This is a genomic window from Saccharomonospora xinjiangensis XJ-54, assembly GCF_000258175.1.
Classification (GTDB): Bacteria; Actinomycetota; Actinomycetes; order Mycobacteriales; family Pseudonocardiaceae; genus Saccharomonospora; species Saccharomonospora xinjiangensis.
Genome location: NZ_JH636049.1, coordinates 612,016 through 625,132 on the forward strand (window position 1 = coordinate 612,016; position 13,117 = coordinate 625,132).

At 67.0% G+C, this 13,117-nt stretch carries 14 protein-coding genes; 5 read left to right on the forward strand and 9 right to left on the reverse strand.

Annotated features, from left to right (window positions below; translation table 11 throughout):
* The first annotated feature begins 38 nt into the window (after positions 1-38).
* Positions 39-1,064, forward strand: coding sequence for an NAD-dependent epimerase/dehydratase family protein (locus SACXIDRAFT_RS02325; RefSeq protein ID WP_006236853.1), 1,026 nt, complete (start codon positions 39-41; stop codon positions 1,062-1,064).
* Here SACXIDRAFT_RS02325 and SACXIDRAFT_RS02330 read toward each other — a convergent pair.
* From SACXIDRAFT_RS02330 to SACXIDRAFT_RS02340, 3 genes are all read right to left on the reverse strand, one after another.
* Entirely contained in the window at positions 1,002-1,622 is a 621-nt protein-coding gene (locus SACXIDRAFT_RS02330) for a TetR/AcrR family transcriptional regulator (RefSeq protein ID WP_006236854.1), read from the reverse strand. The two genes, SACXIDRAFT_RS02325 and SACXIDRAFT_RS02330, sit on opposite strands and share 63 nt — an antisense overlap.
* 59 nt (positions 1,623-1,681) lie before the next feature.
* Positions 1,682-2,557: an oxidoreductase gene (locus SACXIDRAFT_RS02335; RefSeq protein ID WP_006236855.1), complete on the reverse strand. Its 876-nt coding sequence runs from the start codon at positions 2,555-2,557 to the stop codon at positions 1,682-1,684.
* A gap of 206 nt (positions 2,558-2,763) precedes the next feature.
* The gene (locus SACXIDRAFT_RS02340) at positions 2,764-3,654 is read right to left on the reverse strand and encodes an NAD(P)-dependent oxidoreductase (RefSeq protein ID WP_006236856.1); all 891 of its coding nucleotides are present in this window, start codon (positions 3,652-3,654) and stop codon (positions 2,764-2,766) included.
* Between the two features lie 170 nt (positions 3,655-3,824).
* Between SACXIDRAFT_RS02340 and SACXIDRAFT_RS02345 the strand changes: the two genes are divergently transcribed.
* Positions 3,825-4,172: a winged helix-turn-helix transcriptional regulator gene (locus SACXIDRAFT_RS02345; protein WP_006236857.1), complete on the forward strand. Its 348-nt coding sequence runs from the start codon at positions 3,825-3,827 to the stop codon at positions 4,170-4,172.
* Between the two features lie 369 nt (positions 4,173-4,541).
* Positions 4,542-6,089, forward strand: a complete 1,548-nt coding sequence (locus SACXIDRAFT_RS02350; RefSeq protein ID WP_006236858.1) for an alkaline phosphatase D family protein — start codon at positions 4,542-4,544, stop codon at positions 6,087-6,089.
* Between the two features lie 260 nt (positions 6,090-6,349).
* Here the strand turns inward: SACXIDRAFT_RS02350 and SACXIDRAFT_RS02355 are convergent, their stop codons facing one another.
* From SACXIDRAFT_RS02355 to SACXIDRAFT_RS22175, 5 genes are all read right to left on the reverse strand, one after another.
* Positions 6,350-7,252 (reverse strand): NAD-dependent protein deacetylase, encoded by a 903-nt coding sequence (locus SACXIDRAFT_RS02355; protein WP_006236859.1) that lies wholly within the window; start codon positions 7,250-7,252, stop codon positions 6,350-6,352.
* 502 nt (positions 7,253-7,754) lie between these two features.
* Positions 7,755-8,504 (reverse strand): hypothetical protein, encoded by a 750-nt coding sequence (locus SACXIDRAFT_RS22875; RefSeq protein ID WP_006236860.1) that lies wholly within the window; start codon positions 8,502-8,504, stop codon positions 7,755-7,757.
* Positions 8,505-8,562: 58 nt separating this feature from the next.
* Positions 8,563-9,759, reverse strand: coding sequence for a hypothetical protein (locus SACXIDRAFT_RS02360; protein ID WP_157599626.1), 1,197 nt, complete (start codon positions 9,757-9,759; stop codon positions 8,563-8,565).
* Between the two features lie 3 nt (positions 9,760-9,762).
* Complete coding sequence (locus tag SACXIDRAFT_RS02365) at positions 9,763-10,050, reverse strand: hypothetical protein (protein ID WP_006236862.1); 288 nt, start codon at positions 10,048-10,050, stop codon at positions 9,763-9,765.
* Positions 10,043-10,306, reverse strand: a complete 264-nt coding sequence (locus SACXIDRAFT_RS22175) for an SAV_915 family protein (RefSeq protein ID WP_232285230.1) — start codon at positions 10,304-10,306, stop codon at positions 10,043-10,045. Before SACXIDRAFT_RS22175 ends, SACXIDRAFT_RS02365 begins: the two co-directional genes overlap by 8 nt.
* A gap of 504 nt (positions 10,307-10,810) precedes the next feature.
* On the opposite strand from SACXIDRAFT_RS22175, the gene SACXIDRAFT_RS02370 reads away from it, so the two are divergent.
* Positions 10,811-11,716 (forward strand): aminoglycoside phosphotransferase family protein, encoded by a 906-nt coding sequence (locus SACXIDRAFT_RS02370; protein ID WP_006236864.1) that lies wholly within the window; start codon positions 10,811-10,813, stop codon positions 11,714-11,716.
* Between the two features lie 202 nt (positions 11,717-11,918).
* On the forward strand, positions 11,919-12,344 hold the full coding sequence (locus SACXIDRAFT_RS02375; protein ID WP_157599628.1) for a hypothetical protein: 426 nt from the start codon (positions 11,919-11,921) through the stop codon (positions 12,342-12,344).
* A 180-nt stretch (positions 12,345-12,524) separates the two neighbouring features.
* Here SACXIDRAFT_RS02375 and SACXIDRAFT_RS02380 read toward each other — a convergent pair whose 3' ends face one another.
* On the reverse strand, positions 12,525-12,881 hold the full coding sequence (locus SACXIDRAFT_RS02380) for an arsenate reductase family protein (RefSeq protein WP_006236866.1): 357 nt from the start codon (positions 12,879-12,881) through the stop codon (positions 12,525-12,527).
* Positions 12,882-13,117: the final 236 nt, after the last annotated feature.

A 13,117-nucleotide genomic window follows, 5' to 3' on the forward strand; every position in this document is an offset into this window, starting at 1 on the left:
AGATTTCACTAAAGTCCAGCTTTAGTCAAGGAGGTTCCATGTCACACACGGTTCTCGTCGTCGGCGGCTACGGCACCGTCGGAGCCCAGCTCACCGACCTGCTGCGGCGGCGTGATTCCGCCCGCGTGCTCGTCGGGGGACGCACCCCACCGGCCGCGCCCGGCACCGTGCGGATCGACGTGCGCGACCAGGAGAGCGTGGCCAGGGTGCTCGACACCCACCGCGTCGGCACTGTCGTGCTCAGCGTGCAGGCGCCGGACGCCACGGTGTTCGCCACGTGCGCCCAGCGCGGCGTTCACGTGGTTGATCTCGGCGCGGACCCGCTGCTGTCCCCCACCGAACACGCTCGCCTCCACGACGTCGCGACCGGCGCGGCGGCGAGTCTTGTCCTCGGCGTCGGGCTCGCACCCGGACTGACCAACGTGCTCGCGCGCACGGCGGCCGACGCGCTCGGCGGCGTGGACGACATCGCCGTCAGCGTTCTCCTCGGGGCAGGAGAGGCCCACGGAGCCCAGGCCGTTCGATGGACGATCGACCGGCTCGCCGAGAGGCCCGGCGGCCAGGCGAGGAGGGTCTACTTCCCCGGCATCGGTTACCGCAGGGCGATCCCGTTCGGGTTCGCCGACCAGCACTCCCTGAGCCGGTCACTCGGTGCGAGGGCGACGACCCGGCTGGGCCTCGACTCGCGCGTCGCGAACGCCGGGCTGGCCGTGTTGCGGCTGACCGGCCTCGCCTGCCGGGTGAATCCGGACCGGTTGCCTGGCGGGTTCGGCGGTGACGTGTTCTGCGTGCGCGCCGACGCGTGGCGGGGACGGCGCCATGCCGCCGTCGCGGCCACCGGACACGGCCAGAGCAGGGCCACCGCCGTGATCGCCGACCAGGTGCTCGCCGACCTGCTCGGCGGGAACCTGCCACCGGGCGTCCACGTCCCCGAACAGCTCGACCGGCTCGCCGACCTGCCCCAGCGGCTGACCGGCGAGGGCATCACCCTCTGGCGCCGCTCACCCGGTGAGGAGCTGAGCGGCGAGCGTGTCGAGGGTCCACCCCCGCCAGCGCTCCGGTGACCAGCCTCGGTCCCGCACCAGCACCAGATACAGTTCGGGGCTGAGCAGCCCGAAAAGCACGTCGGCGACGTGCGGGACGCTCAGCCCCGCACGGGCGCCGGGTTTGCGCACCAGCGCCGTCGCCGCCGCGTCCTGCACCGTGGCGCGAGCGTCCACATTGGCACGCCACAAGTCGGTCAGTTCAGGGTCGGTCGCGGCGGCCACGCGCAGCACCTCCACGACGGGGGCGACCCTGGCCGACACCTCGCACACGCCCTCGACGTGCGCGGCGAGCTGCTCACGCGCCGTCGGCGCGTCCAGCACCGCCTGGAACCACGGGCGCTGAAGTGTCGCGACGGGACTGTCGTCCCCCGCCACCTCGTGATCGAGCAGTTCCTTGAGCACCGTGCGCTTGTTGCCGAACGTGAAGTAGATCGTCTGCACCGACACACCGGCGCGGTCGGCGATCTCCTGGAGTTTGGTGGCGCCGTATCCGTGTGCGACGAACTGCTCCCTCGCCGCCTCCAGCATGCGCAGCCGGGTCTGCCGCGTCTTCTCCGCCCTGGTCGTGCCTGCCACGCCGAGAAGCCTAGCCGCACCCCGCTGTCGCGCCTCCGCTGTGTGACGGCCGGGTGCGGTCAGCCGCCGAGGGCATCGAGCGCGGTGAGTGCCTCGGACGGCAGCTCAAGAGTGGCCGCCGCCACGTTCTCGCGCAGGTGCGCCACGGACGACGTGCCGGGGATGAGCAGGATGTTCGGCGACTGGTGCAGCAACCACGCCAGTGCCACCGCCTGCGGCGACGCGCCGAGGTCGGTCGCCACGGCCTCCAGCGTGGCGGAGCGGATCGGGCTGAACCCGCCCAGCGGCCAGAACGGCACATACGAGACGCCCTGTTCCGCCAGCGACGCGATGAGCTGCTCGTCGCCCCTGTGTTCGACGTTGTACCAGTTCTGCACGGTCACGATCGGCGCGATCGACTGCGCCTCGCGGACCTGTTCGGCATCCACGACGCTGACCCCGAGGTGGCGGATCAGCCCTTGCTCGCGCATGTCGGCCAGCGCGCCGAACGGCTCGGCGAGCGAGCCGGGCACCGGCGAGTGACCGTCGGGTCCACCACCGACCCGCAAGTTGACGACGTCGAGCGCCTCGACACCGAGCGTGCGAAGGTTCGACTCCACCTGCGTGCGCAGCTGTTCGGGCGAGCGCGCGTGCGGCCAGCCGCCCTGCTCGTCGCGCACCGCGCCCACCTTGGTGACGATGTGCAGGCCCTCGGGGTAGGGCGAGAGGGCCTCGCGGATCAGCTCGTTCGTCACGTGCGGGCCGTAGAAGTCGGCGGTGTCGATGTGATCGACACCCAGCTCGACGGCGGTGCGCAGCACGGAGATCGCCTCGTCGCGGTCCTTCGGCGGCCCGAACACACCCGGCCCGGCCAACTGCATCGCGCCGAAGCCCATCCGGTGCACGGTGGGGCCTCCGGCCATCGTGAACGTCCCGCCGAGGGTGTCGTGGGTCATGTGCGCGCGTCCTCTCTCCAGCCCGGTCCCGCCGCGTGAGGCGGACCCGCACGAGCATTATCCAATCCGGCATCCGCCGGCAGGCAGGACGCCCCCGGCCCCCCGGCGACGCCCCGGCCTCGATGCCTTCGTACGCGACCGGCGTTCCGGGACGCCACTGCCCGGCGGGCGAGGCAGGCGGGGCGGAGTCGGCGGGCGCCAGGACGTCAGGCGGCCGGTTCGGGCTTTCTGAGCACTTCCGTCAAGGCCGAGACGCTGTGCTCGCCGTACCCCGCCGCGACGGCCTTGCGCAAAAGCTCGTGCAAGGGCGCATGCCACGAGACGTCGAGATTCGCCTCCCTGCCGAGTTCCTCGTCGTAGGGGATGCCCGCGACGAAGGCGTTCACGGAGGAAGCCGGTTCCGAGTAGTCGCCGCTGTCGATTTCGCTCGCGAACACCGGCAACACTGAGTTGATCATTTCGAACCACTTGACCGTGAACCGCACCAGTGTGCTCGCGGGCAGGCCGCGTGCTTGGACGAGCGCGGCCCCCTGGAAGAATCCGACGAGGGCGGGCAACAGGGTGCCGCCCACCGCCATCTCGTAGAGAGCGGCGAGGTCCGGCTCGTCGCCGAGGTGGACGGTGTCGCCGCCGAGGGTCGTCAACGTCTCGCGATGCTCGTCGAAGACGCCACGGTCTCCGGCGTAGTACAGCAGGGTGTCCGCCGCGCCCACCGCGGAAGGAACGTTCTTGATCGCGCCGTCGAGGAACCGAGCACCGTGGCCGATCGCCCAGTCGGCCATGTCCCTGGCCCCGGCCGGCGAGCCGCTGTTCAACGTGATCAGAGCCCGGTCCTTCAGCACCGAGGCGGCGGGGGCGAGCACCTCGCGCGTGTCGTCGTACGTCATGAGGCAGGTGACGACCAGAGGGCCTGCGGCCACGGCCTCGTCCACGGTCGCCGCGTGCCGCGCCCCTCTCTCCACCAGTGGTGCCGCCTTGGCCGCGGTGCGGTTCCACACGGTGGTGGGATGTCCTGCCGCGACGAAGGTCTCGGCCAGCGCACTGCCCATCGAGCCGAGCCCGATGACGGTCACGGGCGTGCGGGAATACTCGGTCATACGCTGCGCTCCTGATTGCTGTCGGGTCAAGGGAGATCACGGCGTCGCTGAGGACGTACCGTTTCGAGGGAAGGAATCGATTCGCACCTGCCATCCTGCAAGGACACCGAAGTCACCACAAGTACCGACATTCTTGTTCGGTACCGACAATCCTGTGAGGAGGAGTCGCGATGAAAAAGAGGGAATACACCTGCGGACTCGACGCCGCCATCGATGTCATGGGCGGCAAGTGGAAAGGTCTGATTCTGTTCTGGCTCGGCGAGGGGCCACTCCGGTTCGGCGAACTACGCCGGACGGTGGCCGGGATCAGCGAACGGATGCTCATCCTCCAACTACGGGAAATGCAGACAAGTGGCCTTGTGCATCGCGAGGTTCACCACCAGGTGCCACCCAAGGTGGAATACTCGCTGACCGAGTTCGGTCAATCCCTGCGGGTTGCGCTGGAACCTCTCGGTCAGTGGGGCGAGGAGCACATGGAACGGCTCGAAGCACTTCCGCGAACCGGCGCATCGAGCTAGCAGGCCGGTCAGCTGCGCGTGGCTGTCGTGCCGCGACAGGCGGAGCTGCCCGCCGACAGTGTCGCTTTCGGGTTTTGCCGAGGGGCCGGCCGCCTGGACGTGGCCCGGTTTCTCGGGCAGTTCCCTGGCGTGGCCGCGACGCGCTCGTTGGTTGATGGCACGGGGGTCGGGATCGAGGCCGCGTCGCCGTTCGACATCGCGCGACGGTATTCCAGTGCCCCACGCATCCTCTTCCACAAAGGACAGCTTTGCCCTACGTGTTCCGGCGCGGCCTTTCGTTCTCCGCCCCGTCGCGCGGACGTATCGTGCTGGTCACCTTCACCTGGTTTCGTGCCCCGCGGCCCCGCCACACGAGATCAGGAGTGATCGATGAACACACCCTTGGACCGGCGCCGATTCCTCGCACTCGGGGGCGGCACCGCCGCGGCGGCCCTCACAGCGAGCCACTGGGCGAGTGCCTCCACCGACACCCCCGTGCACAGCGGCCCTGTGCCCGACGGCGTGTTCCGGCTGGGAGTGGCCTCGGGTGATCCGCTGCCCGACCGCGTGGTGCTGTGGACGCGGCTCGCGCCGCAGCCGCTGGCCCTCGACGGCCTCGGCGGCATGCCCGACCGGCGTGTTCCCGTGCAGTGGCAGGTGTCCCGCGACGAGTCGTTCACGCAGGTCGTGCGGGCGGGGGCCACGATGGCGGACCCCGCCGATGCCCACAGCGTGCACGTGGACGTGGCGGGGCTCGAACCGGCGCGCTGGTACTACTACCGGTTCCGGTCGGGGTCGGAGCTGAGCCCCGTCGGCCGGACGCGCACGGCGCCCGCCCCGGGTGCGGCGGTCAACCGGCTGAACTTCGCGTTCGCGAGCTGCCAGAACTATCCCGCCGGCTACTACACCGCGCACGCCAACCTCGCGCGAGAGGACCTCGACGTCGCCTTCCACCTCGGCGACTACATCTACGAGGGCGGCGGGCAGGGCAAGCTGGGGCGCGGGCACGTGCCGAACCACGAGATCAGGTCGCTGGCCGACTACCGTGTGCGCCACGCCCAGTACCGCACGGACGACAACCTCCAGGCCGTTCACGCCGCCTTCCCGTGGGTCGTGACCTGGGACGACCACGAGGTCGAGAACAACTGGGCAGGCGACGACTCCGACCCGGACAGCCCCGTCGAGGAGTTCCTCGCGCGACGCGCCCGTGCGTTCAAGGCGTACTGGGAGCACATGCCGATCCGCGCGAACCGGGCGCCTCAGGGGCCGCACATGACCCTCTACCGTGGTTTCACCTTCGGCGCGCTGGCCACGTTCAGCGTGCTCGACACCCGCCAGTACCGCAGCGACCAGGTGGCCTGCAAGCAAGCCGACTGCGCCGACGCCTTCGACCCGGCCCGCACCATGCTCGGCGACGAGCAGGAATCCTGGCTGTTCGCGCGGCTGCGCGAGTCGCGGACCCGCTGGAACGTGCTCGCCCAGCAGGTGCCGCTGTTCGAGGACCCGAATGTGGGGCAGCCCTCGGACAAGTGGGAAGGCTACCGCGCCTCCCGCGCCCGCCTGCTCGACGTCTTCGCCGAGGAGCGGGTGGGCAACCCGGTGGTGCTCACCGGCGACGTGCACAAGAACTTCGCCGCCGACCTGAAGCTCGACTGGGACGATCCCGCCGCACCTGCCGTGGGCAGCGAGTTCGTGGGCACGTCCATCAGCTCGGGCGGCGACGGCACGAGCGTCACCCGCTACGACCCCGACCCCGCCAACCCGCACATCAAGTTCGAGAACTCCGGCGACCGGGGCTATGTGCGGCTCTCGATGTCCGATGTGGAGCTTCGAGCGGACTACCGGGTGGTGGACACCGTCGAGCGCCCCGAGTCCGGGGTTCGCACCCTGGCGTCGTTCAAGGTGGAGGCCGGAACGCCCGGAATCCGGCGCGGCTGACGGGCGAACCCCCGGCCTCGCGCGGCGACGCGGGCCGGGGAAGCAGGCTGGGGACGAGTGCGGACAGCCGTGCGGGAGGTGCCAACACACGTGCGGGAAGTGCGGACACGAGACGCAGGGTGTCGTGTCCGCAGTCTGTGCACGAGTGTTTGCACCTCACAGTCCGGACCCACGTGCGGGAAGTGCCAACACACGTGCGGGAAGTGCGGACACGGCGGTTGCCCTCGGCAGCCACCCGCTCACCGCCGCGCCCCGCATCCTCACTCAGCGCACACATCAGCGTCGGCCACCGGACACCCGAGCCGCTCGGCCAGCTCGATCAGCGCGGCGCCCAGCGGGCGATCGACGCGCAGCACGGCGTGGGCGTCGCCCCGCGTCTCACCCCTGTTGACGATCAGCACGGGCTTCCCCGCGCTCGCGGCCTGCCGCACGAAACGCAGCCCGGACATGACGGCCAGCGACGAACCGAGCACGAGCACGGCGGCGGCGTCGTCGATCAGGCGGCGGCACCGCTCGACCCTGCGGCGTGGCACGGAGTCGCCGAAGAACACGACGTCCGGCTTCAACACCCCGGTGCCGCACGCTGCGCAGGAGACCACGCGGAACTCACGCACGAGCGGCTCGGGCAGCTCCACGTCGCCGTCGGGGTTGAGCTGAGTGACGTCGGCCGAGAAACCGGGGTTGGCCGCGCGCAAACGCTGCTGAAGCGCCCAGCGGGAACTGTTGTGGCCGCAGTCGAGGCAGACGACGCGCCCGAGACTGCCGTGCAACTCGACGACGCCGTCGGCGCCCGCCGCCTGGTGCAGGCCGTCAACGTTCTGCGTGATCACGCCGAGCAGGTGACCACGACGCCGCAACGCGGCCACCGCGCGATGCCCGTCGTTGGGCCGGGCGCGCGAGAACACGTCCCAGCCGAGGTGGCTGCGCGCCCAGTACCGGCGCCTGCCGTCCTCGCTGTTCACGAATTCCTGGTGGGTCATGGGAGCCTGGCGGCGCAGCGTGCCGCCCTCGCCCCGATAGTCGGGAATGCCGGATTCGGTGGACAACCCGGCCCCGCTGAGCACCACGACACCGCCTTCGCCGACCACCCGGACGACCTCCGTCAACTCCGTCGTGCACGGCGCGGCCACGCCGGTCGGGGTCCAGGTCAGGCTCGGTCTCATCCGCACCCCTCCAGCGTACGGAGGGGAAGCAGGCACCGCACGAACGTGGAGCGTGCGGTGGGCGGGCTGCTGCGTGTCGGGGAGCGAACCCTGCGTGCGCGGAGCGAGCCCGAACGCCGACGCCGGGTCGCTTGCCAAGCCGTCCCGTGCGGAGGGCCGACATCGGTGGCCAGCCTACTGTCGAGCATGTCAGCGGACCATCCCCGCACGCGCGGGGCCGACGTCGTTGACAAGACACCCTCTTTGCCGTCTAGAGGACCAATCCCCGCGTGCGCGGGGCCGAGACTTGTTGACCTGTAGTTTTTCACGCCTGGTTCGGCGTTTTCCCGTGGTTGCGCGGCATGGCGGTGTGCTGCGTCCTTCGGACAGACTAGTGAACAGGCCAGACGGAGATGGCGCATCTGGTCGGCCCAGCGGCACAAGCGATCGGCCCTGCGGCTCGACCGGAAACGATCAGGCCGCCCCTTGTGGCCCGTCGCTCCCTCGCCGTGACAGCCGACAACTACGCGAACGACGCAGTCCTCAGACGGTGTAGCGCGGATTCGTCGCTCAACTCGCCCCGCGCGGCAGCGTTTGCGACATAAAAATCTATCAGGTGATAGACAAGGGCCGGGTCCACTCCGAGATTCTTCGCCTGTATCGCCAGACCGTCCGATCTGGGAGGTCTCCCACCCCATCTGCCGGAGTAGACCTCGGTTTCGATCATGTTGGAGTGGGTTCGGACCCAGATCTCAGGGGATTCGACTCCGATCGGCGATACATGCATGACTCCTTCCCAGGGAACCCGCGACCGATATCCCCAGGATCTGTGCTCGATCCCATCAGGGCTGAGAACGACTTTTCCGAGCGCGATCCGGCCCGTCACCACATTGACCAGGTAGGTTGCGACAAAGAGACCGATCAAACCGAATACCGCGGCGGCCACCACTGGCGCCGAGGCTTCCCCACCCGACATTCGCACGAGATCGTAGGATGCGAGCGAGAACATCGAAACCATCAGCACTACCAGAGTGATAGATCCAGCGAAAGCCAATCGAGAATAGGGTATAACCAAACCCTTTGAAGGAAGAACCATGGCCGCCTTGGAGCCATTTTTTCGCACATTGATCCGACTGTTGCACCCTACCGCGATGACAACTGACAAAAACAATCCGAACAAGATAAAATACTTCACGGCGCCCGATCTTTCGCCAGACGATACGACGAACGCGCTGACGAACGCAACTGTCGCCAGCGACGCCAACCACACCATACCCAGGATCCACTTGAGCCGACCTGTATTCCGCCACTGCTGGGGCCACGGAACCTGACTAGAAGACCGCATCCCACGCATCTCCGATCGCGTCACCGACAGCACCCGCAGCGTCTCCGATGGCTTCCACCGTGTCCCCGACCGCCTCCGCGCCTGCCTCTACAGCGTCCCCCAGGGCTCCAATTCCGTTCTGGTAGAGCGAATCGATGGCGCCGGAGGTGAACACGCCAACCACAGCACCGACAACCGCGCCAGCCACAGTGCCAACCCCTGGAACCGGTATTGCCGACCCCACTAGGGCACCGGTTGCCACTCCCGCTCCAACAGAGGCGGCGAAGCCACCCGCGCCGGAGACGAAGGCCTGGCCCACCGGCTTGTCCGCGACGGCGATGTCGTACACAACGCCGGCTGCCGCAAGCGCTCCACTCGTCTTGAGTGCCAACCTTCCCGCCGCCGCCTTAGCGTCCGCGGATTCTCGCGCGAGATCGTCGGCTTGGTTCGCCATGGTCCTCGCGGTATCAACATCGCGATACACCACATCAGGCGTGACCCCAGACGTAGACGTCGCCTGGGCCATGAACCTGGCCGCGTCGTCAGCCAGACGTCCAGACTCCCGCAGCAAGATCGACGAATGAACGGCCCGCAGACTCTCTACCGCACCATTGGCGAGGTCGCCGATTGTGATGAACCACTTGGATTTCACATCGTTCCACGCGTTCTGCAGCGTGTCATCGAGAAACTCCTGCGCTCGACGGACCTGCGCTACTTGCGTCTCAGCTTCCGCGTATGCCCGAATCCGATTCGCATACGCGTTCCACTCCGCAGTCGCCTGACGGTGAGCGACGACAACCACCTCTGTGGCCGCAGGGCCAACGGGCGGCCGTCCAGGGTCAGGTGGCGCTGGACCTGGGTCCCGGATTATCCCGCCGTCAACCTCAAGCCCAGCCGCGGCGGCTTGCGCTCGTATGCGTTCCATGTCGTCACGCAAACGCCGCAACCCGACTGCATAGTCGTCAAGACTCTGTGCAGAGTTCGTTGCCGCGACCGCCAGATCATCGGTTTTTCGTGCTCCTTCGGTCATCTTCTGCCTGAAATCTTCGCCTGCCGAACTGTTCCACCCAGCTTCCGCGTCGTTACGCGCGGCATATATCTGTGATGCGCCAGCCGTGACCGCATCGGAGAATCGGGAGCGTAGCCACTCAGCAACGCCAGAGACACTTGCCGGATTACCACGTATCGTCGCGTTTATGGGCACCTGTCACACCGCCTTGATACCAGTACGCGTGATCAGGTCCGCGGACATGAGATCATTCTCCTGATATGCAACTTTCGCGGACATCACCGCTTCCGCAGCGGCAGCCGCGCCGACCACCAAGTTCCCAGCATTTTCGGCAAATTTCGAAAGGATGACGACGATCGCAGCGGTTCCGTTGCCGGCGTCAGGGGAAGATGGCAGCGAGTCCGCCAAAGAGTCGATATCCGAACTTACAGATCGGAGAGCGGAAGCAATGGTTTCGAGCAACCCGTAGTCGATACGGTCAGCCATATTCAATCCCCCCGCACCGATACACCTCAGGGATTTCCACATCAAGGAGAACCAGATCAAACCGCTGAACTTTCCAAACTTTCCCCAAATTAGGTGTGGGAATAATGACCCACGGCTGCCCCTCACCACAACATCGCACCAAGCGATCCAATGCAGAATAAACCAGCAATGCAATGCGACCATCGCGAGTATTGCGCAACTGTATCGTGAGATTGCCATCATGAGGATGATCTTCTGCGGCCGGAACGTACAGCACTGGAGGGAACATAGCTGGCAGCGGTGTTCCACCCTCCGGGTGCTGTCGTTTCAAATCAGGCAAGGCCGGTCCCCCTTCGTGCACTCGCTTTCCAACATAAGGCGATTGGTACACGCCGAACCTTCAAACACGCCGACGGTAACACAACCCATCGACCCGCGAGTGGGTTTTCACCGTCAGGCCCCTAGATCGACGGATGACTTTGGTTGACACTGCAACAACAAGTTCGAACTCGCCGGTAGATTGCCGACATGCTTGGTGTGCCGACGTGATCAAATAGATGGCCCGACGGATCAAATCCACGCCCGAGCAGCTCACCAAGCTGATCGACGACCTCCCATACCGGTCTCAGCGGCGTGCAACCCCACACCCCACCGCCCATTGCCGAGCCTGCAACGCGGACAAGGTCAGGGCTGCCACGTCGTCAGACAGTCGGTGCTACGAGGCTCGACAGCGGCCCCATATAGTCGAGTGCCTCGCGTTGAGGGGTGATCATGTTGGATGATGCCGACTCCGCCTGATGGTCGAGCGAGAATCGATGCCGCCCTCGTCAGGCGACTTCTTGCCGCACAGTTCCCGCAGTGGTGCGACCTCCCGGTGACTCCGGTCGAGCCTCAAGGGTGGGACAACCGGACTTTCCGCCTCGGCAGGACGATGACGGTTCGGCTGCCAACTGCCGCCGCTTACGCCCCCGCCGTGGCCAAGGAGAATTCGTGGTTGCCGCGGTTGGCGCCCTCGCTGCCGGTCGCGGTGCCGCAGATCCTCGGGCACGGCGTCCCAGGAGAGGAATATCCGTTTCCGTGGTCGATACGGCGCTGGATTCCCGGCGACACCGCGGACCGAGCGCACATCGACGACATGCCGCGATTCGCGCTATCGGTAGCCCGGTTCATCCGCGCTATTCAGCGTTGCGACCCCAGTGGTGGTCCACTCGCCGGGCAACACAGCTTCTACCGTGGGGCTTCCCCAGCCCACTACGACGAGCAAACCCGCCACTGCCTGGCCGGTTTGACCGAGCACATCGATACCGCTCGGGCCACCGCCGTTTGGGAGGCGGCCCTGGCTGCCGAGTGGCGCGGGAAACCCGTGTGGTTCCACGGCGACATCGCCCCTGGGAACCTCCTCGTCGCGGATGGACAGCTCACCGCGGTCATCGACTTCGGCTGCTGCGGAGTCGGCGACCCGGCGTGCGACCTCACGGTCGCGTGGACGACCTTCTCGGGAGACAGCCGTCAGGCATTCCGGCAAGCCGTCGATCAGGACAAGACCACTTGGGCACGCGCACGAGGCTGGGCTCTGTGGAAGGCCGCACTCACCCTCTCGCGATCCCTCACCACCGACCCGGAACAATCCATCACCGCTCGCCAGGTGATCCACAACATCCTCGTCGATCACGACCACGATCAATGACGTGTCGAGCACGGCGCGGCAGCGCGGCCCCCTCCGGGACCTGGCTGACAAACATGTTCGCGGTGAGCAGATTTTGGCAGAACTCCGCAAATCACGCCCGCAACGACTGGCTGGAGAACCGACAACCCGGAACGAATCTGGCTTGCCACAACGGAGGTTCCTTCGGCTTACCTGGAGCGCGGTTACTAATAATGGATCTTTCGTGCGAGTCGTTGTTTTCATGTTCGTGCTGCTTGCCACGCTGAACAGCTGTGGCTCGGAAGGGGGACGCGAGTCGATGGACTACGACAAGAAATTCTCCGGACAACTGCGCGCGCTGCGCGACGGCGCACAAAACAAGCCGCTCAAGGATCTGGTCCCTGGCGACTGGACCAGTGTCCACATCATTCTCGGCCCTCACACTGAGGAATGGGTCGAGCGTGAGGTGGGTGCGCCGCTGCCGGACTCCGAGTACGGGTTCGACGCCGAGGGCAACATCCACGTGTTCATGCGCGGTCAGGAGGTCGTCCGGATGAAGGGCACAACCGGGCGATTGCTCGGCGAGGGGCACTTCTCGTCGGCTATTGTGCTGCGAGGCACGGGCAGCACCATCGACATCGACGACCCGACACCGCCACAGGCGAACTGACGCTCCGTCGGCGGCGAGCGCGTCACCGACGATGGAAACCATCCCCGTATGCGCGGGGCCGCCTCACAGGGCACGACACATGTCACCGTGAGATTCGGATCGCCCACGAGTGCAGATCGGCCACCGTGACCGCCCTGTTCCGCGGCACCGGCGCGACCATCCCCGTGTGCGTTCCTCCCGCTACGGCAGGATCGACCTGACCGCGTCAGGGGAACGGCCGATCACAGCTGTTCCGTCGTCGGCTGTGATGATGGGCCGCTGGATGAGTGCGGGGTGCGCGGCGAGGGCCTCCAGCCAGCGATCGCGCTGGGTCTCGTCCCTCGCCCACGAAGCCAGCCCCAGCGTGTCGGCCTCGGGTTCGCCGAGCCGGGCTATGTCCCACGGTTCCAGACCCAGCTTCGTCAGTACCGCATGGAGTTCCTCGACCGTCGGCGGGTCCTCCAGGTAGTACCGGACCGTGTACTCGGCCTTCTCGGCGTCCAGCAGCGACAGCGCGGACCGGCATTTCGAGCAGGCCGGATTGATCCAGATCTCCATGTCTCCGCCTTCCGGTGAGTAGCGCCGAGGCTCGGCTCGCACCCTAACTCTCCCGCCCACGTGCCCGCCGATCAACGCGTTGATCGCCACCATCCGCGCCCGGCGCGCCGTCACGATCGTCGCCGCGTTGTTCTTGCTCGGGTCGGCGCAACGGGATGTAGCAAACCCAGCGCATTCCGGAAGAACTCCTGCGGAGACTCACTAGCTACTCACCCTCACACTGGTCTTCCGCCCCG